General features: G+C 62.1%; 16 protein-coding genes. 12 read left to right on the top strand and 4 right to left on the bottom strand.

What is annotated here, in order from left to right; all coding sequences use genetic code 11:
- The first annotated feature begins 129 nt into the window (after positions 1 to 129).
- Genes B9A23_RS01940 through B9A23_RS01930 form a run of 3 tightly spaced genes read left to right on the top strand, consistent with a single transcriptional unit; the run spans position 130 to position 4697 of the window.
- Complete coding sequence (locus tag B9A23_RS01940; RefSeq protein WP_139797283.1) at positions 130 to 1452, top strand: MFS transporter; 1323 nt, start codon at positions 130 to 132, stop codon at positions 1450 to 1452.
- Positions 1449 to 3551 carry an alpha-galactosidase gene (locus B9A23_RS01935; protein WP_084277143.1) on the top strand — a complete coding sequence of 701 codons (2103 nt, stop codon included), beginning with the start codon at positions 1449 to 1451 and terminating at the stop codon, positions 3549 to 3551. Before B9A23_RS01940 ends, B9A23_RS01935 begins: the two co-directional genes overlap by 4 nt.
- 21 nt (positions 3552 to 3572) lie before the next feature.
- Positions 3573 to 4697 carry a glycoside hydrolase family 68 protein gene (locus B9A23_RS01930; RefSeq protein WP_084277141.1) on the top strand — a complete coding sequence of 375 codons (1125 nt, stop codon included), beginning with the start codon at positions 3573 to 3575 and terminating at the stop codon, positions 4695 to 4697.
- 2 nt (positions 4698 to 4699) lie between these two features.
- On the opposite strand, the gene B9A23_RS01925 is transcribed toward B9A23_RS01930, so the two are convergent.
- Positions 4700 to 5719, bottom strand: a complete 1020-nt coding sequence (locus tag B9A23_RS01925) for a LacI family DNA-binding transcriptional regulator (protein WP_084277139.1) — start codon at positions 5717 to 5719, stop codon at positions 4700 to 4702.
- A 268-nt stretch (positions 5720 to 5987) separates the two neighbouring features.
- On the opposite strand from B9A23_RS01925, the gene B9A23_RS01920 reads away from it, so the two are divergent.
- From B9A23_RS01920 to B9A23_RS01905, 4 genes are all read left to right on the top strand, one after another.
- Positions 5988 to 8495, top strand: a complete 2508-nt coding sequence (locus B9A23_RS01920; protein WP_254894918.1) for a TonB-dependent receptor domain-containing protein — start codon at positions 5988 to 5990, stop codon at positions 8493 to 8495.
- A 171-nt stretch (positions 8496 to 8666) separates the two neighbouring features.
- On the top strand, positions 8667 to 10169 hold the full coding sequence (locus B9A23_RS01915; protein WP_084277135.1) for a tryptophan halogenase family protein: 1503 nt from the start codon (positions 8667 to 8669) through the stop codon (positions 10167 to 10169).
- On the top strand, positions 10166 to 11545 hold the full coding sequence (locus B9A23_RS01910) for a putative 2OG-Fe(II) oxygenase (RefSeq protein ID WP_084277133.1): 1380 nt from the start codon (positions 10166 to 10168) through the stop codon (positions 11543 to 11545). Before B9A23_RS01915 ends, B9A23_RS01910 begins: the two co-directional genes overlap by 4 nt.
- 1 nt (position 11546) lies before the next feature.
- Complete coding sequence (locus tag B9A23_RS01905) at positions 11547 to 12872, top strand: glycoside hydrolase family 32 protein (protein ID WP_084277132.1); 1326 nt, start codon at positions 11547 to 11549, stop codon at positions 12870 to 12872.
- Here the strand turns inward: B9A23_RS01905 and B9A23_RS01900 are convergent.
- The 3 genes from B9A23_RS01900 to B9A23_RS01890 form a co-directional block, all read right to left on the bottom strand.
- Positions 12851 to 13750, bottom strand: a complete 900-nt coding sequence (locus tag B9A23_RS01900) for an ROK family protein (RefSeq protein ID WP_084277129.1) — start codon at positions 13748 to 13750, stop codon at positions 12851 to 12853. The two genes, B9A23_RS01905 and B9A23_RS01900, sit on opposite strands and share 22 nt — an antisense overlap.
- On the bottom strand, positions 13747 to 15252 hold the full coding sequence (locus B9A23_RS01895) for an MFS transporter (protein WP_084277485.1): 1506 nt from the start codon (positions 15250 to 15252) through the stop codon (positions 13747 to 13749). The genes B9A23_RS01900 and B9A23_RS01895 overlap by 4 nt, the downstream gene beginning before the upstream one ends.
- A 151-nt stretch (positions 15253 to 15403) precedes the next feature.
- A complete protein-coding gene (locus tag B9A23_RS01890) occupies positions 15404 to 16438 on the bottom strand; it encodes a LacI family DNA-binding transcriptional regulator (RefSeq protein ID WP_084277126.1) in 1035 nt (344 codons plus the stop codon).
- 339 nt (positions 16439 to 16777) lie between these two features.
- Between B9A23_RS01890 and B9A23_RS01885 the strand changes: the two genes are divergently transcribed.
- From B9A23_RS01885 to B9A23_RS01865, 5 genes are all read left to right on the top strand, one after another.
- The gene (locus tag B9A23_RS01885) at positions 16778 to 19489 is read left to right on the top strand and encodes a TonB-dependent receptor (protein WP_084277123.1); all 2712 of its coding nucleotides are present in this window, start codon (positions 16778 to 16780) and stop codon (positions 19487 to 19489) included.
- Between the two features lie 74 nt (positions 19490 to 19563).
- A complete protein-coding gene (locus B9A23_RS01880; protein ID WP_084277121.1) occupies positions 19564 to 21117 on the top strand; it encodes a tryptophan halogenase family protein in 1554 nt (517 codons plus the stop codon).
- A complete protein-coding gene (locus B9A23_RS01875) occupies positions 21110 to 22933 on the top strand; it encodes an alpha-amylase family glycosyl hydrolase (RefSeq protein ID WP_084277119.1) in 1824 nt (607 codons plus the stop codon). Before B9A23_RS01880 ends, B9A23_RS01875 begins: the two co-directional genes overlap by 8 nt.
- Positions 22930 to 24564 (top strand): alpha-amylase family glycosyl hydrolase, encoded by a 1635-nt coding sequence (locus B9A23_RS01870; RefSeq protein ID WP_084277116.1) that lies wholly within the window; start codon positions 22930 to 22932, stop codon positions 24562 to 24564. Before B9A23_RS01875 ends, B9A23_RS01870 begins: the two co-directional genes overlap by 4 nt.
- Complete coding sequence (locus B9A23_RS01865) at positions 24564 to 26612, top strand: glycoside hydrolase family 97 protein (RefSeq protein WP_084277113.1); 2049 nt, start codon at positions 24564 to 24566, stop codon at positions 26610 to 26612. The genes B9A23_RS01870 and B9A23_RS01865 overlap by 1 nt, the downstream gene beginning before the upstream one ends.
- Positions 26613 to 26624: the final 12 nt, after the last annotated feature.

Here is a 26624-nt window from a genome sequence, read left to right as displayed (position 1 = left end):
GTTGTGTTAGTCGTCTGCTTGTGACATGGTTCTCGCAACGGGTCCTCGCGAACCCGACGGGAGAGTCTGAGCATGGATGTAGCCTGCCAAAATCGTAGACCACGTCTGCCGTTGGCCCGCATTCTCGAAATGAATCTCGGGTTTCTTGGCCTGCAATTCAGCTTCGGCCTGCAGCAGGGAAACATGGGGCCGATCTACAGCTACCTCGGCGCGGACGAATCGCAGCTTCCCATGTTGCAGCTCGCCGGGCCGATCACGGGGCTTCTTGTCCAGCCCATCATCGGAGCGATGAGCGACCGCACGATCAGCCGATGGGGCCGTCGCACCCCCTATTTCCTGATCGGAGCTGTCCTTTGCTGCCTTGGCCTGGTGTTCATGCCGCTTTCGAGTTCGATCCTCATGGCCATGTCGCTGCTGTGGATTCTTGATGCCGGTAACAACATCACGATGGAGCCCTATCGCGCTTATGTGTCTGATCGGTTGAACCCGGATCAGCGCCAGACCGGCTTTCTTTCGCAAAGCGCCTTCACCGGCCTTGCCCAGATGCTCGCCTTTCTGACTCCCTCTATCCTCGTTGGCCTTGGCATGAACCAGGACTGGGTCGACGATCATGGAATTCCCTACACGGTCCGGGTTGTTTTCATGGTCGGCGCGGCTCTTTCGCTCGGCACCATACTCTGGTCGGTATTGAGGGTGCCCGAGCTGCCATTGAGCCAGCAGGAAATAACTCATATCAGAACGCTGCCAAAGGGGCCTGCGGCGACCCTGCGCGAGATTGCCGGTGCAATCGCCGATATGCCCTTGGCCATGCGCAAGCTCGGCCTGATGAGCCTTTTCCAATGGGTCGGCATGTCGGGTTATTGGACATATGCGGTCTACTCGATCAGTCGCACCGTGTATGGCACGACCGACGCACACAGCAGTTCCTTTCACACCGCTGTCCTGACCAATGGTGAGATTGCTGCGTTCTACAACGCGATCGCCTTTGTCACGGCATTTGCGATGGTACCGCTGGTCAAGCGGATCGGCCCCGGCCCCCTCCACGCTATCTGCCTGTTTGCCGGAGGCATCGGCATGGTGCTGTTGCCCAACGTGACGGACAAGGCACTACTGTTTGTCCCCGCCATAGGCATCGGCCTCGCGTGGGGAAGCATCATGGGAAATCCCTATGCCATCCTGAGCAACTCGATCCCACCCCATCGCACTGGGGTCTACATGGGCATCTTCAACATGATGATCGTGATCCCAATGCTGCTCTTCGCAATCGTGATGAGCAGCCTGGATCTCGGGTTCATCACTCTGGGATTTGATGCCTACAAGCAGGTGCTCGGGGGCGATCCGCGCAACATGCTGATGTTCTGCGGCGTTTGCCTCCTGTTGGCAGGACTGTCAGTGCTCTGGGTGCGCGAAGGCCGAGTGGTTGCAACGCCTGCCTCGGTCCAACCAGCATGACATCATCGACCATCCTGCTTGAAGCTGGTTGTGGCTCCATGGTCTGGGAGGAGCGCCCGGACCAGTTGCCGGCGTGGCGCCATTTCGGACTCGCTGTCGCAGTGAGCGATATGCCTTCGCTTGATGCCACGCGGACGCCCGCGTCCTATTCGCTAGACGATGACGTTCCACTCTGCACTGCACCCACGGCAGGCTTGGGGTGGTTTGGCCCCGAGCTGGTCCGGATCAGCCGTGCCGGTCGGCGCGTCCTGCTGCGCTTTGCAACGACTGAAGTCCTACAGGCTGAAGAAGGGGTTATTTTCCGAGCGATCGATACTCTGGCGGGCGTCGAGCTAGAACAAACCTTCCGCAAGGTCGGCTCGGCATACGTATGCCACAACCAATTGCACAATGTCGGTTCAGAGCCATTCACCGTTGATTGGTTGGCGAGTGTGCTTGTGCCTTTGTCGGCAAGCGCGCGAGAGATCGTGTCCTGGCGGGGCCGCCACAATGCCGAGCTGGTTGAATGTCGTGAGGCCATGCCGCAGCAGAGCTGGGTGCGCGAAGTACGCCGAGGCTTGTCCGGGCACGGCGGGCCAGGCGGCGTATACGTGCTCGACGATGGTGCAACGTGGCACAGCGGCATCGTTCGCGCCGTGCAACTCGCATGGTCGGGCGACAACAACATAACCATCGAGCGCGACGACGAAGGTTATTGGACGCTCAATGCCGGAGCGGTGCTTCAGCCGGGCGAAATCGTCCTGGCGCCGAGCGAGAGCTGGCGTTCGCCGGATGCTTTGGTTGCCGTGTCCGACAATGGCCGAAATGGCGTGGTTGGGGCATTCCACGAAGCGGTCAGGCTGCGCTTGCAATGGCCTGGCGGGACCATGCGTCCGCGTCCGGTTCATCTCAATTCGTGGGAGGCGTGCTACTTCGATCACGATGAGGGGCGGATCATCGCGCTTGCCGAGGCAGCAGGTGCAATCGGCGTAGAGCGCTTCATCCTTGACGACGGCTGGTTCCGGAATCGCAATGACGATACCGCCGGGCTGGGAGACTGGACCGCAGACCCTCGCAAATATCCCAATGGCCTGCGCCCGCTGGCAGAGCGGATCAATGCGCTGGGTATGGAGTTCGGCCTTTGGGTCGAGCCTGAAATGATCAATCCGGACAGCGATCTCCATCGCGCGCATCCGGAGTGGGTGCTGGCAGAAAGCGGTTTGCCAAGAACGACCGCGCGCAATCAGCTGGTGCTTGATCTGCGCCGTACCGATGTGCGCGAGCACTTGTTCATTTGCCTGGACAAGTTGCTGACCGAGCTTCCGATTGGTTATCTCAAGTGGGATCACAACCGCGATCTCGCCCCGGCCGGCGGAGCGCAACAGGTGCAGGGGCTGTACGATCTCTTGCGTCGCCTGCGCGCTGCACATCCGCACGTCGAGATCGAGGCATGTGCAGGTGGCGGCGGTCGCAACGATGCCGGCATGGCCGATTATTGCCATCGCTACTGGACGAGCGACAACATCGACGCCGTAAGCCGCATCAGCATTCAGCGTGGTTTCCTTGCCTTCCTGCCCCCCGAGGTAATGGGCTCCCACGTGGCAGCAAGCCCAGCTCACGCGACTGGGCGGCGGCACTCGCTGGGCTTTCGCGCGGCGATGGCGATGACCGGGCACCTCGGTGTCGAGATGGACCCGAGGACGCTTGCTGAGAGCGAGCGTGCAGAACTTGCTGACTGGATTGTCTTTCACAAGCAGTGGAGGTCACTCCTGCACCGGGGCAAAGTCCAGTTTGGGCAGGGAGCGGATGACATCGTCTGGCAGGCCCTGGGGGATGCCGACGAACTTCTCCTTTTCGTCATTCGCGCGTCTCCGCCGGCTGATCGTCGACCACAGCCCTTGATACTGCCGTTCTGCGGCAGCGCGGGCCATTGGGATGTGCAGCTCCTTAGAATTGCTGGCGGTGAAGGCGGCCATGCGGCGCACAGCGCACCCCTTTTCGACGCGATGCGCACAGGCCCCCGGCAATTCGCAGCGAGCTGGCTATCGCGTGCAGGTTTGCCGTTGCCGCCGGGCAAGGCCGAAACCGTTACCATTTTTCATATGCGCAAGCGCGCCTGATACCGTTGCAGAAAGCTCAGAATGCCCGAAATTTCCTCGTCCATTCAATCTGTTGCCACTTCGCGCTGGGAGCCGGCTGAGTATGGTCACGGTCCATTGATACCACGTATTGCCCGCGAAGATGTTGAACGGTTGTTCGACCATCTCGACTTGTGGGATTGTTGGCCGCTCGCGCACGAGGATGGCCGCACCGTCGAGCACGTCGGGCGACACTGGTGGTTCTTCCTTTCTGCGCCGGTCTTTGCAGATCCCGTGGAACGTCATGGCCATGCCCGCATAAGGCTTCTGTCGCATGGGACCGATGGCTGGCGCGATCACGGCAACGCCTTCCCCGAAGGCTTCACGCCAGGCAGCCGGGAGTGGGCAGGCTCGGCCGTACTCATGGACGATGGTGTCACCATACGGCAGTTTTTCACTGCCGCAGGTCGAAGGGGTGAAAGCGCACTGACTTTCGAGCAGCGGCTGTTTTGCAGCATGGGCCAACTTGCGGAAGAAGGTCCGACCGCCTGGCAAGTGCCGGAGGAGGTCGTCAGAGCTGATGGCGAACGCTACGTTCTGGACAGACAGGACAAGGGCGCACCGGGCCTGATCAAAGGGTTCCGGGACCCGGCCTGGTTGCGCGACCCGGCAACCGGGAAGGCGCACCTGCTATTCACGGCCAGTGCAGCATGGTCGGACGACCCATTCAACGGCATCATCGGTCAAGCCGTGCTTGATGAAGGTCGCTGGACGCTGGGAGACGTGATCATCGAAGCTGTCGGCGTGAACAACGAGCTTGAACGCCCGCACGTAATTGTTCGAGACGGTCGATACTACCTGTTCTGGTCAACGCAGACCCACACTTTCGCGCCTGGCGCAGCGGCGGGGCCAAACGGATTGTACGGCATGGTTGCCGATGCGATGACTGGTCCATGGCGCCCACTGAACGAAGGTGGCCTCGTTGCGGCCAATCCCGCGGATGAACCGAAGCAGTCCTACAGCTGGTGGGTGACGGGCAAGGGCGAGGTGTGGAGCTTCGTGGACTATTGGGGCCTGCAGGGCCGCGACGTATCGCGACACCCTGAACTCTTGCGCAGCAATTTCGGTGGAACCCCCGCTCCGCGCTTCTCCCTGGTATTCTCGGGCGATCGGGTAACCGTTGCGTGAAGTCAGGCGCTTTCGCGTTCGACCAGCAGTGGTTGCATTACGGTTGACGGCGCGTCCTCGCCTGCAATCCGGCGGTGCAACGCTGCCACCATGGCTCGGGCGCCGGCGGCGATATCCTGCCGGATCGTCGTCAATTGGGGCACCATGCGGGTTGCGAGGGGCAAGTCATCGAATCCGGTGACGGCGACCCGTTCGGGCACGATGATGCCTCGTTCGTGCAGCAGGCGTATTGTCGTCATTGCGATGATGTCCGAGGCGCAGACTATACCGTCGACCTCGTCACCCAGTGCATCGAGATGACTGCCGATCTGTGCCGACATCTCGTCGCTTGCAAGATGGGTGGGAAACACGGCCAAGGCAGCATGGCCGGCGGCTTTGATCGCCTCTTCCACGCCGCGCAGGCGTTCCGCGATTTCGGGACCACGAGTATCACCGAAGAAGGCGAGCTTGCGGCGGCCCCGTGACAGAAGCCTGTCGGCAGCGAGCCTGCCGCCAGCGGCATTGTCGACCCCAACCGTGCACTGGGCCTGTCCTGCCCTGCAGCTCCCCCAAACCACCAGGGGGCGATAGTCGCGCGCAACACGTTCGATTGCTTCGAACTGGTCTGACTGGCCGATGACCAGCGCACCATCCAGCATTCCGGAATCGACGATGCGATCGAGCCATTCATCGTCTCCCGGAATGACCCGGGAGAGCATCAGGTCATGACCGCTTTCGGTCAATTCGTCCGCCAGATATCCGAACAGCGTCATGAAAAAGGGATCGGAGATATGCTGGCGACGCTCATGACCCAGCGGTATCACCACGCCGATCACACCAGTTTGCTGCGTTCTTAGCCGACGCGCCATCTGGTTCGGCCTGAACCCATGCTGTCGGGCAAGCGCCTGTATGCGTTCTCTGGTCTCCTTATTGACCAGGGACTTGTCCGCGAGCGCGCGCGAAACCGTGCCGGCCGAAACGCCAGCAAGGCGCGCAAGCTCCGCAATGTTCTTGATTTTGGACGGCTTTTTCACGTCAGTCATTGTGTTTCGTAATCCTGCGCGATGCCGTGCACGCGAATGCGGACGTATCGCTCCCGGCGCGTTTGATGCGACGCGTTTGCAACCGATGTCAACCGTATAGACAGCGCCAGTCCAAGGCAGCATCTCCGAAACTGGGAATGCGTCAGCTTGCGCATGGGTTTTTGAAATCGATTGCAAGATTTCGGTTGCAAACGATTGCAGGCATGCGTATCCCACACTCAGATGATTCTTGCGGTTACCGCAGGAGCAAGCAGGGAGGGTATTGAAGATGCATTTCAATTATCGTGCGTGTGCCTCTGTCGTTGCGCTCGCCGCCGCAGCCTTGGCGGCGCCTGTGTCCGCCCAGGACGCGCCGCAAGCCAATTCCGCCGAAGAAGCTCCCGAAGCCGTCGGTCTCGACGCGATCGTCGTAACCGCATCGGGTCGCGACAAGACGCAGCTCAACAGCGCTGTTTCGGTCAGTTCGATCTCTTCGGAAACGATCCAGGCCATTCGGCCGACGTCTGAAGCAGAAGTGTTCCGTGCGATCCCGGGCATTCAGGTCGCGGGCACTGCCGGTCCGGGCGGCAACTCGAACATCGCGGTTCGCGGTCTTCCGGTTGCCACGGGCGGTTCGCCCTTCGTGCAAATCCAGGAAGACGGCCTGCCGACCGTGCTGTTCGGCGACATCCAGTTCGGCAACAACGACTACTGGACCCGTTTTGATGGCTCGGTGCAGAATATCGAAGGCGTGCGCGGCGGTTCGGCCGGCACCTTCGCCTCGCAGGCACCTGGCGCCGTCATCAACTACATCAGCCACACCGGCAAGCAGGAAGGCGGCTTCGTCTCGATCAATCGCGGCCTCGGCTACGACGAGACCCGCGCTGACTTCCGCTATGGCGGTCCGATCAACGACACGATGTACTTCCACATCGGTGGTTATGTGAAGAACGGCCGTGGTCCGCTCAAGGCTGACTATACCGTCTCGGACTCGTTCCAGATCAAGGGCAACCTGACGAAGGAATTCAACGAAGGCCGCGGCTATTTCCGTCTGAACTTCAAGGTGGCCGATACGCAGGAGCCGAACTACACCGGCGCTCCTGCACTTGCCACGATCACCGGCAAGAAGGTCACGAACATCCGCCCCTATCCGGGCTTCGACGGTCGGGACTCCTCGAACTACTCGATCTACAATCAGGACTTCCTGATCTACAATCGCGAGGGCAACCTCGAGCGCGTGAAGATGGACGGGATCACCACCAAGGCGCAGTCCTTCGGCGGCCAGTTCCACTACGACTTCGACGGCGGCATCACCGTCGACAACAACATGCGCTACACCAACATGAGCGGCGCGTTTGCTTCTCCTTTCCTCAACACTGCCCTGACGTCGACGGTGCTCGGCTCGACAGTCAACGGCAAGACCGTCGCGGCCATCCGCTATGCCAGCGGACCCAAGGCCGGGCAGCTGTTCACCGACCGCTATCTCGACAACAACGTCAACGTCCGCACCAACATCCGCGACATCGGCAGCTTTGCCAACGACCTGACCCTGGCTGGCAAGTTCGATGTCGCCTCGGGCAAGCTGACCACCCGCGCCGGTCTGTTCTACATGAACCAGAAGATCGCGATGGACTGGCACGTCAACAAGTCGCTGCGCGAGTTGAACGGCGACAATCCCTCGCAGCTCGACCTGTTCGACAGCGCGGGCAACAAGCTGACTCAGGCCGGCACTTCGGGTTACAACAACAATTGGGGCGAATGCTGCGCTCGCGATTATGACCTGTCGTATGCGAACACCGCGCCGTATCTCTCGCTCGACTTCGACCACGACCAGTTCGGGCTTGATGGCTCGGTCCGTTTTGAGCGCATCAAGTCGACCGGCTATGCCATCGGTGGCGGGTCGGAGTTCCCGATCAACAGCAATGGCGTGACCATCCCCGCGATCACCGCCAATGGCGTTCGCGAGAACCTGAACTACACGCGTAGCTACACTTCGTGGACCGTGGGCGGCCTGTTCAAGGTCACGCCGAACGTGACGCTCTTCGCCCGCACGTCGCGCGGTGGCCGCTTCAACAGCGACCGTCAGACGCTGGGCGGCAAGATCCGCAACGACGGCGCGCTGTGCCGGGCAAGCGATATCGGCAAGAATGGCTGCTCGGCAGACGGCGTGACGCCTTCGGTGGACTTCGTTACCCAGCACGAACTCGGCATCAAGAGCCGGGGCGATCTGCTTGGTGGCCAATTCACCATGGAAATGACGCTGCTCAAGGGCAACTTCAAGCAGTCGACCTATGAGTTGTCTGCCACTCGCTGCCCCGGCGGTTCGGGCGGCTGCGTGATCGACGCCAAGTTCAAGTCGACCGGCGCGGAATTCTTCGCAACCTATCGCAACGGTGGCTTCAGCTTCGTCGGCAACGCGACGTACTCGAAGGCGAAGCGCCAGTCGGCAGGGACAACGGCGTACACCCGCTCGCCCAACCTGCCTGACCTGATCTATACGGCGTCTGCCAACTATGATCTCGGCGACATTGCCACTCTCGGTATCGCCATGACCGGCCAGACAAGCGCGATCGATGATGGTGGCTTCGAATATCCGGGCAAGGCGATCTTCAACCCGTCGCTGCGCGTCTACCCGATGAAGAATCTCGAACTCGGCCTGCAGGTCTACAACGTGTTCGACACCTTCGACCTGCGCGGCAACGGCGGCATTGCCGACCCGACTGCCAACCCGGTCGTGATCGGCGGGGCACCGGCGCTGGGTCGCACGGTCTCGGCCTCGGTCCGCTACAACTTCTGATGCTGGCGGGAGGAGGGCCAGATGCTTCCTCCCGACATATCGGGTCGCATTGAGGGAGGGGCGGGGCGCATTTGGCGTCTCGCCCTTCCGTTCCAATATCGCCGCAAGAGCGATTGGTGATAAGGGGCGAGGGGACGCCAAGGAGAGGCACTACCGCATGGGCAATGAGGCATGAACGATTCGGGCCTGATGATCCGCTCGGTCGCCGTGATCGGCGGGGGCACCGCAGGCTGGATGACCGCTGCCGCACTGGCACAGGCGCTGCGGCACAATTGTCGCATCACGCTGGTCGAATCCGATGAGATCGGCACAGTGGGAGTGGGCGAAGCGACGATTCCGCCGATCCGCACCTTCAACGAGACCCTGCAGATCGACGAGCGCGACTTCGTCCGCAAGACAAAGGGTTCGTTCAAGCTCGGTATCGAGTTCGTCGACTGGGGCAGCCTCGGAAACAGCTACTTCCATCCGTTCGGTCCGCACGGACGGGCGTTCGATATCGTCAACCTGCACCACTATTGGCTCCGCGCCCGCGAAGGGGGCGAGACAGCCCCTCTCGATGAGCATTCGATGGCCTGGGCGCTGGCGAAGGAGAACCGCTTTGCGCCACCGATGCCCGACCAGCGCAATGTCCTTTCCACTTACGATTACGCCTATCATTTCGACGCGGGGCTCTACGCAAGGTTTCTGCGCGAATACTCCGAAGCCAAGGGCGTTACGCGCATGGAGGGCAAGGTCGCCAGTGTTGAGCAGGACGCCCAGACCGGCTTCGTGACTGGCGTGACGCTGGAAGATGGTCGCGCTGTCGAGGCCGAGCTTTTCATCGATTGCTCGGGCTTCCGCGGTCTCCTGATCGAAGGTGCGCTGAAAGCGGGCTACGAAGACTGGACTCACTGGCTCCCGTGTGATCGCGCCATGGCCGTGCCCTGCGAGAACGCCGGGCCGTTGACACCGTATACCCGGTCCACTGCACGTGAGGCGGGCTGGCAGTGGCGTATCCCGCTGCAGCATCGCACCGGCAACGGTTATGTCTTCTGCAGCCAGTTCCTGTCCGAGGATGAGGCAGCGGAAAAACTGCTGTCGCGCCTCGATGGCAAGGCCTTGGCTGACCCTCGTCCACTGCGTTTCGTGACTGGGCGGCGAAAAACGTTTTGGGAGAAGAACGTGATCGCGATCGGCCTCTCCAGCGGATTCATGGAGCCGCTGGAGTCGACATCGATCCACCTGATCCAGGCCGGAATCTCGAAGCTGCTCGCGCTGTTTCCCGACCGCACCTTCGATCCGATCGTGATTGACGAATACAACCGCATCGCCATCAACGAGTACGAGCGGATCCGCGATTTCCTTATCCTGCACTACAAGCTCACCACCCGCGACGATGCAGAACTGTGGCGCTACTGCGCGGCGATGGACATTCCCGATACGCTATTGATGAAGATCGAGCATTTCCGCCGCTACGGCCGCCTTGTGCAGCGTGATGCCGACCTGTTCGGCGCGCCTTCGTGGCTGGCGGTGCATGTCGGACAGGGCAACATCCCTGAGCGTACCGATCCGCTCGCCGACTATCGCGGGATCGACGGCCGCGAGTGGCTGAGCAAGCTGCGCGCGGCGATGCACCATGCAGCTTTGCAGCAACCAGCGCACGAGCAGTTCATCAGAGCCAACTGCGCCGCATGAACGAAGCGCAAGCCCTGCTTCAACGCGCCATCTCCTTGCGCGAGGTGCAGGATCTTGGTGGCGCACTCGATGCGATACTGCTCGCAGCCAAGGCAGCGCCCGCAGATCCGAATGTCGCGCTCGGGCTTGCACAAATCTCGTTCGAGGCGGGTCTCGATGCTGCAGAACTTTATGCCGATGCTGCGCGCCTGCAACCGCTGCGGGTCGATCTGCAGCGCAGTCGTGCAAGCGCGCTTGCAGCAGAAGGCAGGCAGGGAGAGGCTGAAGCGCTTCTCGAGGCGGTCCTCGCCCAAAACCCGGCTTGGATCGATGGGCATCGCACACTTTGCGGGCTGCGCGCAACGGCGGGAGACGCTGACTTCGCGCGCAGCTTTTCTTCCGCGATCGAGCGCGAACCTGCAAACTTCGGCCTGCGCATGGCATGGTTTCATATCCTTGCCACGGCACGTAAATGGGACGTGGCTCGCAAGGTCCTAGCGGATGCGGAGGCCGCCCTTGGTGAAAGACAGGCCTCGCTGCTCGGCAAGCTCTTCATTGCCAGCGAAAGCGGCCACTCAGCCGACGATCCGGCGCTGTTCGATACGGTCGAACAAGTGCAGGATGTCGGCCTTGACCTCGCCCGTGTCCGCCACTTCCTGCGCACGAACCAGGTGGAGCGAGCGCGTGATGTTTGCCTTCGGCATGTCGGCACACCGGCTATGCGCGCGTTCTGGTCCTACCTGTCGCTTTCCTTGCGCCTGCTGCATGATCCCCGCGCCGACTGGCTCGACGCCGGTATGCGTGACGTACGCTCCTTCGATCTCACGTTCTCGCAGACAGAACTTGCAGCGCTTGCCGACACCCTGCGCCGCCTTCACACGATGCGCGAGCCGTGGCACGAGCAATCCGTCCGGGGCGGCACGCAGACCGAACGCCCCCTGCTTCTCCGCCTTGATCCCGTGATTGCATCGGTGCGCACGAAGATCGAAGCGGCGGTCACGCATTACATCGCAGAACTGCCGCCTGCCGATCCGCAACATCCTTTGCTTGCTGCACCGCGGGGCCGGTTCCTTTTTGCGGGCAGCTGGTCGGTGCGGCTTCGTCCCGGCGGCTTTCACGCCATGCACACCCATCCCATGGGCTGGATCAGCTCGGCCCTCTACGTGACCGTGCCCGAAGGGCAAGCTCTGGGGCCACCGCCTGCCGGACATCTGCAGTTCGGGAGTCCGCCACCCGAACTCGGCCTGCCCCTCGCCCCTTATGGCGCAATTGCTCCCATGCCCGGAAGGCTTGCGCTGTTCCCGTCAACCATGTGGCACGGCACCGTTCCGTTCAGTGATGGTGAAAGGATGACCATCGCGTTCGACGTCATTCCTGCCATGCCCCCGAAAGCCTGACATGCGCCCTCGTTACCACTATGCCCCCACTGCCAACTGGCTGAGCGATCCCAATGGCCTCGTCTGGCAGGACGGCGAATGGCACATGTTCTACCAGTACAATCCCTTCGGTGAAGACTGGTGCCACATGTCATGGGGCCATGCAGTCTCTCCCGATCTTGCGCACTGGCAGGAAATGCCAGTCGCGCTGGCGGAAGAAGATCAGACGATGATCTTTTCCGGGTCGGCCGTCATCGATCACGTTGGCAGCGCAGGTTTCGGCAACGATGCGATGGTGGCGATCTATACCGGTGCCCGGACCGACCGCGCCCACCAGTTCCAATGCATCGCGGCCAGCAATGATCGCGGCCGCACCTTCGTCAAACACCCTGGCAATCCGGTGCTCGACCGCACCATGGCAGACTTTCGCGATCCCAACGTGTTCTGGCACGAACCTTCACGCCGCTGGATCATGGTCGTTGTCCTGTCAGACGAAAATCGGGCACTGCTCTATGCGTCAACTGACCTCAAGGCATGGGCCGAGTTGTCCGAAATCCCGACAGACGACGCCCCCGGTCATCTGTGGGAATGCCCGTACCTGGTTGAACTTCCCGTGGAGGGCAGTGGCGAAACGCGCTGGCTGTTCAAGGTCGATGTCCTGTCAGGCGCTCCCGGATCAGGCGCGCTTTATCGCGTCGGAACCTTCGATGGTGAACGCTTCGAACCGCAGACGGCTTGGCAATTGGCCGATCATGGCGATGAGTTCTATGCCGCGATCGGATGGAACGACCCGCGTGACCGGTCAGGGCGCCCGGCGTGGCTCGGTTGGATGGGCAATCATGCGGTGCAAAAGCATCTGCCGCGGCAGGGATGGCGCGGCGCGATGAGCCTGCCGCGTCGGCTTTCGCTGCGCATGGCGGGCGACGGGTTTCTGCTGGTTCAGGAAATCGAGCCCACCTGCCGTGCCCTTTTTGGCAATCCTGAGGCCATGTCGCTGGGGCAGGGCCCGCGTCCGCTTGCTGCAAGCGCCTTGCTTTCCGTCCGCGCGGGCGACACCTGTCACTTCGCGATCTGCGACGACGCTGGTCGCAACCTTTCCTGCTCGCTGAGGGCGGGGCAGTTCCAGGTTGACAGGCGCGATCCGGTAACGCCGCAATTGGACCGCACCTCGACGATGGCGGTAGGCGTCGATGCACCGGTAAGCATCTGGCTCGACAGCGGCAGCATCGAAGTCATCGCCGGGGGCGGCACTGCCTGCCTTACCCTGCAGCATCGGCTGCAGGGAGAAGCGTGGGCGATACGCGGCGAAGGCCGCCTCGATGCGCTTTATCTCGCCAGCAAAGCCTGACGACCAAGTTCGATTGCACCCGTGATCCCGGCATCATCGCCAAGGCCGGGCGTCACGATGTAACGCTCAAGCCCTGCGTCAAGGCGTGGGTGCTGCACATAGCCGTTGAGCTTCGCTGCGGTCGCTTCACGGACCGCTTCGACCAGCCCCGGAGCCTTCATCACTCCCCCGCCAAAGATCAGGCGATCAGGCATATGCAGCAGCACCAGTGTGCTGGCGAGATGCGCGATATAGCCTGCAATGATGGCGACGTGTTCCGACCCCAGCTGGTCAAGGCTGGTGCCCCAGCGCCGTTCAATCGCAGGTCCGCAGGATAGCCCCTCGAGACAGTCGCCATGATAGGGGCAGATTCCCGTGAAAGGATCGACAGAAGGGTCACGCGGCGTGGCGATATGGCCGCTCTCGAAATGCGATATGCCCATCAGCGACTGCCCATCCCGGACCACGCCGGTGCCGACCCCGGTGCCGATAGTGGTGTAGGCCAAAGTGCGGCAACCTTGCCCGGCACCTGCCATCCACTCACCGATCGCTGCGCCGTTTACATCGGTGTCGACCTTTATCGGCGCGCCGAACCCGGCCAGCACGTCCTGAAACCGCGCGCCGGACCAGCCCGGCTTGGGCGTGGTCGTAAATGTGCCATAGGCTGGCGAAGCCGGATCGATATCGATCGGCCCGAAGCTCGCCACTCCGAATGCAGCGATTGGCCCATGCTGCGCACTTGCCTCCGCGAAGAAGGCACGCATGGCTGGCCACGTTTCTGCAGGCGTATTGGTCGGCATGCGCGTGCGGGCCATGATCTCGCCCTGTTGCGTGGAAACGGCAAGGACGAACTTCGTTCCACCTGCTTCGACCGCGCCGATCAGACCCTGCCCGCTCATGCGACCGTCCCTTCCGTGTTTTCCTTGACCAGCATCATCGCGCCAGCCGCTGCCGCCATCATCAGCGCCGCAACCAGCATGGTCCACCGTGGCTCGCCAGGGAAGAAGCTGCGCATCACCCCGCCCATCAGCGTGGCGACGACCAATTGCGGTATCACGATGAAGAAGTTGAAGATTCCGATGTAGATGCCGAATTTGCGTGGCGGCAGGACGCGGGTCAGGATGACGTAGGGCATCGAGAGAACCGACGCCCAGGCCACACCCATGCCGACCATCGGCAGAAGCAGCAGCATCGGGTCCCGGATCAGCAGGATGCCGACAAAGCCGGCAGCACCGCACAGCAAGGCTACGGCATGCGTGGCCGCATTGCCCACGCGCCTCGAGAGAGCGGGCAGCAGAAATGCGGCCACGGCGGCGACCCCATTGTAGAATGCGAACATCACGCCGACCCAGTCTGCCCCGGCGTTGAATGCCTGGCTTGTGGTGTCGCGCGCACCGAACGCCTGCGCCGTCACGACAGGCGTCGTGTAGATCCAGACGATGAAGAAGCCGATCCACGTGAAGAACTGCGCCACGGCAAGCTGCCGCATCTGAGGCGGCATCTGGGCAAGGTCGCTGACGATATGGGCGAGGGCACCGCGTGCCGTGGTCGCCCTCACGCCGATCTGCATCAGTCCAAATACGGAAATCCCGCCGCCCAGCACATACAGTTGCTTGTCGAGACCAAGCATCGCCACAAGCCCCAGCAGGATCACGCCGACGACCACCCAGATCGGGCCGCTGCGCGGATAGACAAGCGGCTCGTGCGCCTCTGCCCCGGAGTCCTCGGCAACTCCTTCGAACGCCGCCATTTCAGCCGGTGAATATTCCTTCACACTAAAAACCGTCCACCCCACGCTCAACAGCATGGCGACCGCTCCCAGGTAGAAGCTGTAGCGCACCGATGCCGGAATGACGCCTTCGGGCGCGGTGTTGGCTATGCCCAGCCAGTTGAACAGGGCGGGTGCCAGACTGCCGACGACCGCGCCTGCGCCGATGAAGCACGTTTGGAAGGCAAAAGCCTGCGCCCGCTGGCGTTCTGACGTCATGTCGCCGGCAAACGCCCGGAACGGCTCCATCGCGACGTTGAGCGAGGCGTCCAGCAACCACAGAAACGCAGCAGCGATCAGGAGCAGGCCGGTGTTGGGCAAGCCGACGAGGGCGAGAGCTGCCAGCACTGCGCCGGCGAGAAAGTAGGGACGCCTGCGGCCGAAGCGGCTCCAGGTCCGGTCCGAATGATAACCGATCAACGGCTGCACGATGAGCCCGGTCACCGGTCCGGCGATCCACAGGAAGGCCAGATCGTCGACGGCGCTTCCCAGCGATTGGAATATGCGGCTGACATTGGCATTCTGCAGGGCAAACGCGATCTGGATGCCGAAGTAGCCGAAACTGATGTTCCACAGACCGCCAAAGGACTGCGGTGGCTTCTCGCGTGCCGTGAATGGTGTCGAGGTATTCATCCTGGCTCCCGCCTGCCGACGCTTATGCGCTGGTTGATGGCAGGCGCTTGCCTTGCCGAGCGTCGTTACGGCGTTCGAACTCGCAGAAACAGGCCTCTGCTGCAATCGATGCGCATACGAATACCAAACACATGCATCGGCTGCCAGCTCGTCATCCACCAGTACTTGCGCGCACGACGAGCCGGGCAGGGAGCACGCGGGTGGTTGCAGGGCGGCCCTCGATCTGCGCAATCACGCTCTCTACCAGCGCCTCTCCGGCGAGCCTGATATCCTGCATCAGCGTCGTCAGGGGGGGATTGGTCAACGATGCGGCGGGAATGTCGTCAAATCCGACGATCGCGACATCTCCCGGCGAGGAAATGCCGGCTTCGGACAGCGCACGCATCGCTCCGATCGCGATCAGATCACTCGCCGCAAATATCGCATCGAACGGCTTGCCGCGGGCCAGCAGGGTTCGCCCCGCATTGTATCCGATCTCCTCCGATGACGTCGCGTCGACCACGAGATCGCGATCGGCGACCAGGCCGGCGGTCGCGATCGCTTTCATCAGTCCGGCATGACGCTGCTGGAATTCCGGGTAATGCGGATCCGCTTGGCCCAGGAATGCGATATTCCGCCGCCCGCGCGCCAGCAGATGCTCTCCGGCCAGACGGCCTGCGCCAAAGTTGTCCGAGCCGACCGTTGTCCCGATGGTGCCATCATCGACCGACCCCCAGCGCACGAAATGGGTACCGGATCGGATCAACTGGCGTAGACGAGGCTCGTAGGCAGTGTAGTCACCATAGCCCAACAGGATCAGCCCGTCGGCGCGGTGGCTGTCCTGATAGCGCTTGTGCCAGTCATCATCCAGTTTCTGAAACGAGATCAGCAGATCGAGCCCTCGATTGGCGCAGTGGCGGGTAATCGAGCCAAGCATGGCCAGAAAGAAGGGATTTATGTTGGATTCATCAGGCGTCGGATCTTCGAAGAAGAGCAGCGCCAGCGTATTCGATCGTTGCGAACGCAGCGAAGACGCATTCTTGTCGACCGTGTAGTTCAACTGCCGCGCGATCGCTTCGATCTTCTGCCGCGTCGCAAGGCTGACCGACTTGCTTCCACGCAATGCCCGGCTCACGGTCGGCTGCGATACCCCGGCGAGATAGGCAATGTCGAAACTGGTTGGCTTGTTGGATGGCTTGCGCCCCATGATCCTGTCTCTCCCGCCGCCAGGTGTGCTCCCTTGGTCGGCCCAATGAGAGTTTATGCGCGATTTCCGCTCCACGCAACGCGCTGCGCCAGGCCTCGCCCATCAGCATTCCAAACACCGGCAAAGTCGGGATTTCCACACCTTCTGGCGGCTTCCGTGCGGGCTGGCAGGATCGTAACGCGTGCAACGAGTTATGCATAGTATACGTATGCCATATTCGCCAATCTTCATTGCTCCCTTAAAACCATTTTGAACGGAAGGCCGGGTCAGCGGCCCCGTCGTATTCGCAATCAAGGTTCAGGGCCGGAACATCTCCGGTCTGGGGGAGTGATACTCAACATGGCAATTCGCACATTCACCGCTGCTGCGGGCGTTTCGCTCGTCGCAATGACTGCCGCGCTGGGCGCAACGCCGGCGTTGGCCCAGGACGCTGCAGCACAGCCGCAGGCTACCGAAGAAGCCCCTGCGGGCGAAGAACAGGCGATTGTCGTCACCGGCTTCCGCGCTGCGCTCGCAACCGCCGTGAACGTCAAGAAGACGTCGCCGGTGATCGTGGAATCGGTTTCGGCCGAAGATATCGGACGCCTGCCTGACGCATCGATCGGTGAATCCATTGCCCGCCTTCCGGGCCTCACCACGCAGCGCCTGTTCGGCCGTGCCAACTCGATCGCCATTCGCGGTTCGAGCGCCGATCTTTCATCGACCACGCTGAACGGCCGTCCGCAGACCTCGACGGGCGAACAGCGCAACGTCGAATTCGACCAGTTCCCCTCGGAAATCGTCAGCCGCGTGGATGTGTACAAGGCGCCGCAGGCAAACCTCGTGCACCAAGGCCTCGTCGGCACCGTCGACATCAAGACCATCCGTCCGCTCGAATTCGGCAAGAGCCTGCTCTCGTTCGGCGGTCGCGGTACCTACACCGATCTGGGCAAGGTCAACAAGGACAGCAACGAGTTCGGCTACCGCGCCACGGCAACCTACGTCGGCCAGTTCATGGAAGACCGTCTCGGCGTCGCGCTTTCGGCTGCCTACACCGACGAGCCCTACCAGGCGCAGGAGTTCGAAGCCTGGGGTTATGCCGATGGCCCGAATAACACCAAGATCATCGGCGGCATGAAGCCGTTCGGCGTCTCGACCCAGCTTAAGCGGCTTGGCGTTCAGGGCACTGTCCAGTTCAAGCCCGTCGACGAACTGACCCTGACCGTCGATGCCTTCTACGGCAACTTCAAGGATCGTCAGGTCAAGCGCGGCGTCGAATTCCCGCTGGCCTGGAGCGGCGCGACGCTTTCGCCCACCGGGATCGAATCCTCGGGCAACCTGATCACCAAGGGTACGTTCTCGGGCGTCGAAGCTGTGGTCAACAATCATGGCTACCAGCGCAACTCCGACATCTTCTCGGGCGGCTTCAATGCGGCTTGGGCAGGTGATGATGGCTGGTCGGCCTCGTTCGACTTCGGCTATTCGAAGACCGATCGCAGCGAACTGAGCCTTGAAACCAACGCAGGCACCGGCCCTGGCGCGGGCGTCGGCGCGACCGACACCCTGACCTTCGTCAGCGGGCCCACCGGCACGAAGTTCGTCAGCAACACGCTCGACTATGGCAACTACAACTCGATCGTTCTGACCGACCCGCTGGGTTGGGGTGGTGGCGCGCCCAAGGGCTCGCAGGAAGGCTACTACAACGACCGCATCATCGATGACGAGATCAAGAGCTTCCAGGTCGAAGTCGGCAAGGAGCTGGAAGACAGCTTCCTGTCGAAGCTGACCATCGGCACCGCATACGTCGACCGTACGAAGGGCAAGACGCCGGAAGAATACTTCCTCAATCTCGCCGGCGGCGCCAAGTCGCTTGTCGTTCCGGAAAAGTACCGCACGGGTGCGACCGATCTTTCGTTCATCGGTGCCGGTCCGATCATCGGCTACGATCCCTTCAAGCTGCTTGAAGATGGCGTCTACGTGAAGACGCTCAATGCCTCGAAGGACGTTCCGGCCAAGGCCTATTCGGTCACCGAGCGCGTGATGTCGATCTACCTCAAGGGTGATCTCAAGGCGACCTTCGGCGCGGTCGAGATGGACGGCAACATCGGCGTTCTTGCCCAGAACACCGAGCAGAAGTCGCGCGGCTTCCAGAATCTCGCAGCCGCCAGCCTCGTGCCGGTGGTGCGCGGGGATCGCTACTGGGACATCCTGCCCAGCATGAACCTCAACTTCCGCATCCCCGGTGACTGGGTGGTGCGCGTTGCCGCAGCCCGCGAAATCCAGCGTCCGCGCTTCGAGGACATGAAGGTCAGCATCGATTATGGCTACAACGTCGCCAGCGGCGTGATCTCGGGCAGCGGCGGCAACCCGCAGCTCAAGCCCTATCGTGCCTGGGCGGCAGACCTGAACATCGAAAAGTACTTCGGTGGCAAGGGCTACCTCGGCGTGCAGATGTTCTACAAGAAGCTCGACAACTACATCTACAAGGATGTCGTGCCCTACGACTACTCGGGTCTGCCGATCGTGGCGCCGGTGCCGATCACCAACTACGTCGGCACGATCAACACGGCGGTCAATGGTTCGGGCGGCAAGCTCTACGGTATCGAACTGGCAGGCACGCTTCCGTTCGATGTGGTGACCCCGGCGCTTTCGGGCTTCGGCTTCACCGGCGGCGTGGGCTACACCAAGACCTCGATCAAGCCGGGCCCGAACGCGGACTCGATGGACCTTCCGGACTACTCGCGCTGGGTCGCCTCGGGTACGCTGTTCTTCGAAAAGTCCGGCTTCAACGCCCGCGCATCGGCGCGTTACCGCTCGTCGTTCCAGGGTATCTTCGTCGGCTTCGGCGGCGAGCGTGAACTGCGCCGCGCACTGAAGGAAACCATCGTTGATGCCCAGATCGGCTATGACTTCCAGCCGGGCAGCTCGCTCAACGGCCTGTCGCTGTTCCTGCAGGGCCAGAACCTGACTGACGAACCGTTTGTCTCGGTCGACAATGGCGCGCCGATGCAGATCCGCAACTACCAGACCTACGGCCGCCGCTTCATGGCCGGCTTCAACTACAAGTTCTGATCCCTCCGGAGGGGGCGGCCTCATCACCGCCCCCTCCATTCTGTTGCAATAATGTGCCCGCAGAAGGCACTCTGATGAGAATTCGCTGCGGGAGAGATACGTTGCCGGCCTTACATCAGCGCAGGATCGTCATAGCAGGCGGCGGAACCGCCGGTTGGATGACCGCGGCCGCGCTTGGTCGCCTGGCCGCGCCGCACTGGCAGGTCACGCTCGTCGAGTCCGAAGAGATCGGTACGGTCGGTGTGGGCGAGGCGACCATTCCGATGGTGCGCCTGTTCAACCAGATGCTGGGCATAGACGAGGCGCAGTTCCTGCGCGAGACGCACGGCACCTGGAAGCTCGGCATCGCCTTCGAAGGCTGGGGCGGCTTTGACGAGCGCTACATCCACGGGTTCGGCCTGACCGGGCGCAGCCTTGGCGTTCTTCCGTTTCACCATTACTGGCTGCGCGGACGGGCGGAAGGCATGGCCGGTCCGCTTGGCGATTACGTTCTCAACGCGGTTGCCTGCGAGGCCGACAAGTTCGCGCATATCGAAAGGCCACAGGGTAGCGCCTTGCCGCCCATGCCTTATGCCTATCACTTCGACGCCTCTCTCTACGCCGCTTTCCTGCGCCGCTACGCCGAGGGCTGCGGGGTGAGGCGGGTCGAAGGCCGCATCGTCGGATTTGACCGCGATCCGCAGAATGGCGATCTTGCGGCGCTGCGCCTCGACCGTGGCGACGTTGTCGAAGGCGATCTTTTCGTCGACTGCTCGGGCTTCCGCAGTCTCTTGCTCGGGCAGGAAATGGGCGTCGATTATGTCGACTGGAGCCAGTGGCTGCAATGTGACCGCGCCGTAGCGGTGCCCTGCACCCGGGCCGAGCCGCTCGTGCCCTATACCCGCTCCATCGCACAGCCGGCGGGCTGGTGCTGGCGAATTCCGCTTCAGCACCGCACCGGCAACGGTCACGTCTTTTGCTCCGACCTGATGAGCGAGGATGAAGCCACTGCGCGGCTGATCGCCCGGCTTGACGGCGAACAACTGGCCGAGCCGCGCACCATCCGCTTCAAGGCCGGTCGGCGCGAACGGTTCTGGGAGCGCAACGTCGTTGCCGTCGGACTGTCGTCCGGATTCATCGAGCCGCTGGAATCGACCTCGATCCACCTGATCCAGACCGCGATCAGCCGCCTGATCGATTTCCTGCCCAACGGGCCGGTGCAGGATGCCGATCGCGATGGCTACAACCGCCTGGCAACCTTCGAGATCGAGCGCATCCGTGACTTCGTGATCCTCCATTATGTGGCCAACGGCAGGCATGGCGAGCCGTTCTGGGACGGCTTGAGGTCGATGGTAGGTGCAGGGGAGGTCCCGGCAGGGTTGGCGCAGCGTCTGGCCATGTTCAGGGCGTCCGGGCGCATCGTTCGCGAGCATGACGAACTGTTCGACGTACCGGGCTGGGTTCAGGTAATGATCGGCCAAGGCATCATGCCCGAACGCTGGCACCCCATGGCCGATCAGGTGTCGCCAGAAAGTCTCTCCGCGTTTCTCGAAACAGTGCGCAGTGCCTATGCAAAGGATGTTGCCCGAATGCCCTCCCATGCCGAATATGTGGCGCACGTTTGTGGGAAGGTAACGGCCAATGCCTAAGCTTTTCGCCCTTGCCCTGCCTGCTCTTTTGCTAGCGCAGACAGCGCTGGCAGATGTCCCACTGGCCGAGGTCCGCGCGCGACCGGCAGCCGGGGAAACGATCTACTTCCTGCTGCCCGACCGCTTCGAGAACGGCGACAAGTCAAACGACCGGGGCGGGTTGAAGGGTGACCGCTACAAGACCGGGTTTGATCCTGCTTCCAAGGGTTTCTACCACGGCGGCGACCTGAAAGGGCTGACGGCCCGGCTCGACTATCTGCAGGGCCTCGGCGCGACTGCAATCTGGGTTGCGCCGGTGTTCAGGAACAAGCCGGTGCAGGGCGGGCCGGGGCTGGAGAGCGCGGGGTACCACGGCTACTGGGTCACAGACTTCACCCGCGTCGATCCGCATTTCGGAACCAATGCCGAGTTCAAGGCGCTTGTCGATGCGGCGCATGCGCGGGGGATGAAGGTCTACATGGACATCATCGCCAACCACACGGCAGACGTCATCCAGTACAAGGGTGGCCAACACACCTACCGCGACAAGGCGAACTGGCCCTATTCGCGCAAGGGCGGCCTGAACGGAAAGCCGATCAATCACGGCTTTTCGGGCGACGAGGATTCCAGCGAGGCGAACTTCGCGAAGCTCACCGATCCCGGCGCGGCGTACGAACCGTTCGTCCCGCCAGCCGAAGCGCACGTGAAGGTCCCCGACTGGCTCAACGATCCGATCTTCTACCACAATCGCGGCGACAGCACGTTTCGCGGCGAGAACAGCCGCTTCGGCGACTTCGCGGGCCTCGACGACCTGTTCACAGAACATCCGCGCGTGCGTGCCGGAATGATCGAGATCTATGCCAACTGGATCAAGCAGTTCGGCATCGATGGATATCGCATCGATACGGCCAAGCATGTCGACCCCGGCTTCTGGCAGGCGTTCATACCGGCCATGCTGGATACGGCCAAGCAGGCCGAAATCCCGAACTTCACCATCTTTGGCGAAGTGGCGCACGAAGGGTCGGATCCCGGCACCATCGCCCGCTACACGCGCCGCGACGGTTACCCTGCCGTCCTCGATTTCGCCTTCCAGGGTGGAGTCCGCGCAGTGCTGGGGCAGGGCAAGGGAACCGAGGTGCTGGCCGACACCTTCGATGGCGACGTGCTCTATCAGGGTGGTGAAGAGGCAGCGCTGGCAATGCCGACCTTCCTTGGCAACCACGACATGGGCCGGTTCTCCACCTTGCTCGCCAAGGACATGCCGGGAATTTCGCAAGCGGAACTGACCCAGCGCGTCGAACTTGCCCACGTGATGCTTCTTACCCTTCGGGGATCGCCGGTTATCTATTCCGGTGACGAGCAGGGCTTTGTTGGCGATGGCAACGATCAGGACGCGCGCGAGGACATGTTCGCCAGCGAGGTTGCCAGCTACAACGACAACCGCCTGCTCGGTACTGCGGCATCGACCGCGGTGGCGAACTTCGATCCTGCCCACCCATTCTACAAGCTGATCGCCAACCTGGCCCAGCTTCGCAAGGATCACCCGGCGCTTGCGCGGGGGCGGCAAGTTACGCGAACGTATTCGGAGGCGCCCGGATTGTTTTCCGTCTCCCGCTTCGATCCGGTTAGCGGTAGCGAATACTTCATCGCCTTCAACACATCGGACAAGCCGATCGCCACGCGAAGCGTGATCGGTGCATCCGCCACAAGCCTCGAGACGCTTTATGGCCAATGCCCGGCGCAGGTTTCCGCACCTGGCAGCGTAACCGTCAATCTACCCGCCTTCGGCAGCATGGTCTGCCGCGTTGCTCCCTCCCCGGAAATCACTGTTCGATGAAGACTTCAGAAGCCGTTCTTGCCAGCCCCGAGCCCCAGGCCGACGCGCCGTGGTGGCGTGGCGCTGCGATCTATCAGATTTATCCGCGCAGCTTCTGCGATTCAAACGGCGATGGCATCGGCGATCTGCCCGGCATAACGCAGCGCCTCGAACATGTGGCGCGTCTTGGCGTTGATGCGATCTGGGTATCGCCGTTCTTCAAGTCACCCATGCGCGATTTCGGCTACGATGTTGCCGACTACTGCGACGTCGATCCAATCTTCGGGACGCTCGACGATTTCGACGCGATGGTGAAGCGGGCCCACGAACTCGGCCTTAAGGTGACGATCGACCAGGTCTATGCCCACACCTCTGATCTTCATCCGTGGTTTGCCGCAAGCCGGCAGGACCAGCTGAACGACAAGGCCGATTGGTACGTCTGGGCCGACCCGAAGCCCGATGGTTCGCCACCTTCGAACTGGCAGTCGGTCTTCGGCGGACCGGCATGGACGTGGGATGCGCGGCGGCGGCAGTACTATCTGCACAACTTCCTTTCGAGCCAGCCACAGGTGAATGCGCACAATCCGGATGTGCAGGAAGCGCTGCTCGGCGTAATGCGTTTCTGGCTGGATCGCGGCGTGGACGGTTTTCGCCTCGATGCTCTGAACTTCCTGATGCACGATCCGACGCTGCGCGACAATCCGCCGGCGCCCGATGACGGTCGTCGCAAGACGCGACCGTTCGACTATCAGTTGAAGATCTACAACCAGTCACACCCCGACATCCTGAAGTTCATTCAGCGCGCCCGGAAGCTGTGCGATGAATACGGTGCGGTCTTCACCGTGGCCGAAGTCGGCGGGGACCTGGCCGAGACCGAGATGAAGGCCTTCACCGCCGGCGAGGATCACCTCAACAGCGCCTATGGCTTCGATTTCCTCTATGCCGACAAGCTGACGCCAAGGTTCGTCGAGCAGGCCGTGGCCAAGTGGCCCGATACGCCGGGCATCGGCTGGCCAAGCTGGGCCTTCGAGAACCACGACGCGCCGCGTGCCTTGTCCCGCTGGTGCCAGCAGGATGAGCGCGAGGCCTTTGCCCGCCTCAAGGCCATGCTTTTCGCGTCCCTTCGCGGCAACATCATCGTCTATCAGGGCGAGGAACTGGGTCTGACCCAGGTGGAGATTCCGTTCGAGCTGCTTCAGGACCCAGAGGCGATTGCCAACTGGCCATTGACCCTGTCGCGCGATGGCGCGCGCACCCCGATGCCGTGGATGGTGCAGTCAGGCGAGGGGGGCTTCACCTCGGGAGCACCGTGGCTTCCTGTCGGCGAGGACAATCTTTCGCGCGCTGTCGACCGGCAGGAGGCCGACCCAGCATCGCTTCTCAACCTGACGACCATGTTGCTTCGCCTGCGCCGAGAGCACGCTGCCCTGCGACTTGGTTCGTTCGAAGTTCTCCATGCAGACGAATGCCTGCTTGTCATCCGCCGCAATTCGGGTGACCAATCGATTGCAGGCATGTTCAACCTGTCCTCCGTTGCGGTGGTCTGGCCGCAAGGTCTGGTGCGGGATGGCAATGAACTCGCGTCGGTAAACGGCGCCACTGTGGGGCAGTTGCCGCCGTTCGGCGCGCTGCTGATCGAAGAGAGGATCTGATGCGTAACCTTCTGAACGTCGCAGCGCCGCTGGCGCTGACCCTTTCGTGCGCCTTCGTTTCCCCTGCGCTGGCAGAGACGGTGACGGCCTCCTCGCCCGATGGATCGCTGGTTCTTTCAGTCACCACCGACAACGACGGCCACCCGCTCTACAGCCTGACCCGCAAGGGCAAGCTGTTGCTTGGCTCTTCGATGCTGGGCTTCATCACCAGCGACGGGCCGACGATGCAGCGTGGCCAGAAGATCATCGGCAGCGAGACCGCCTCGGGCAAGGAAACCTGGGAACAGCCGTGGGGCGAGCGTCGCTACGTCAGCGACAATCACAACGAATTGCTGGTCAAGTTCGAGCAGGTCCCTGACTGGGGAGGCCGTCGGATGAACGTGCGCTTCCGTCTGTTCAATGACGGGCTTGGCTTCCGTTACGAGATCCCTGAACAATCGGCGATGAAGGTGATGAAGATCGCCGACGAGCTGACCGAGTTCAACGTCGCGCAGAATGGCACTGCGTGGTGGATTCCCGGCGGCGAATGGAACCGTTACGAGCAGGTCTATCAGAAGACCCCGATCGATGCGGTGTCCACTGCGCATACGCCCATCACGATGAAACTGGACGATGGCACCCACCTGTCGTTCCACGAAGCCGCGCTGGTCGATTACTCGGGCATGTGGCTGAAGCGCCAGACTAGCACATCCTTCCGTGCGACACTCGCGCCATCGTCGAGCGGGCCGAAAGTGACGCGCGCGGTGCCGTTCAACACGCCGTGGCGCACGATGCGCGTGGCCGACACCGCCAAGGGCATTGTCGAGAACGACCTGGAGCTCAACCTTAACGAGCCGAACAAGATCGGCGATGTCTCGTACTTCAAGCCGATGAAGTACATCGGCATCTGGTGGGGCATGATCCGTGGCGACTGGTCGTGGGCGGAAGGTCCCAAGCACGGTGCCACGACTGCGCGGACAAAGCAGTACATGGATTTTGCCGCAAAGCATGGTTTCGGCGGCGTGCTGGTCGAAGGCTGGGACAAGGGCTGGAACGGCACCTGGTTCGGCAACGGCAAGGAGTTCAGCTATACCCAGGCCACGCCCGATTTCGATATCGACGCGGTGACGAAGTATGGCGCGAAGAAGGGCGTCATGCTGATCGGGCATCATGAGACCGGCGGCAATATCGCCAACTACGAAGCCCAGCTCGAAGACGCGATGAAGCTTTATGACAAGCTTGGCGTCCGCGCCGTGAAGACCGGCTATGTCGCCGATGCCGGTGGCATCCTCGCCCCCGGTGACACGCCCGACACGTACAAGATGGAATATCACGACGGGCAGAGGCAGGTGGAGCACCACCTCAAGGTCGTCGAGACGGCAGCGAAGTATCGCATCGTCGTCAACGCGCATGAGCCGGTGAAGGACACGGGGCTGCGCCGCACATATCCCAACTGGATCGACCGTGAAGGCGCACGCGGCATGGAATACAATGCCTGGGGCCAGTTCGCCAACGGACCGGATCACGAACCGACGCTGGTCTATACCCGGATGCTGTCCGGACCGATGGACTACACCCCCGGCATCCTGAGCCTCGAAGGTGCGAACAAGGTTCCGCTCGCCTCTACGCTTGCCAAGCAGCTTGGGCTCTATCTTGCGCTGTACTCGCCGATCCAGATGGCGGCGGACTTCATCGAGAGCCTTGAAGCGCACCCGAAGGAACTGGCGTTTATCAAGCAAGTCCCGGCCGACTGGTCGGAAAGTCACCTGATTGCCGGCGAAGTGGGCGATTATGCCATCTTCGCTCGCAAGGACCGCAACAGCCAGGACTGGTATGTCGGTGGCGTCAACGATGCCACCGCCCGCGATGTCTCGCTGAGCCTGGACTTCCTCGAGCCGGGCAAGACCTATACCGCCACGGTGTGGAAGGATGGCGAAGGCGCAACCTACGAAACCGAGGCCCGGCACCGCATCGCCTACGCCACGCTCAAGGTGAAGAAGGGCGATGTCCTGCCAGCCTGGCTGGCGCCCGGCGGTGGCCTTGCCGTCCGGTTGCATCCGGGGAAGTAGCGGTCCGGGCGG

The sequence above is a fragment of the Novosphingobium sp. B1 genome (assembly GCF_900176395.1).
In the GTDB taxonomy this organism is placed as follows: Bacteria; Pseudomonadota; Alphaproteobacteria; order Sphingomonadales; family Sphingomonadaceae; genus Novosphingobium.
This window is presented reverse-complemented; position numbering and strand designations above follow the sequence as displayed.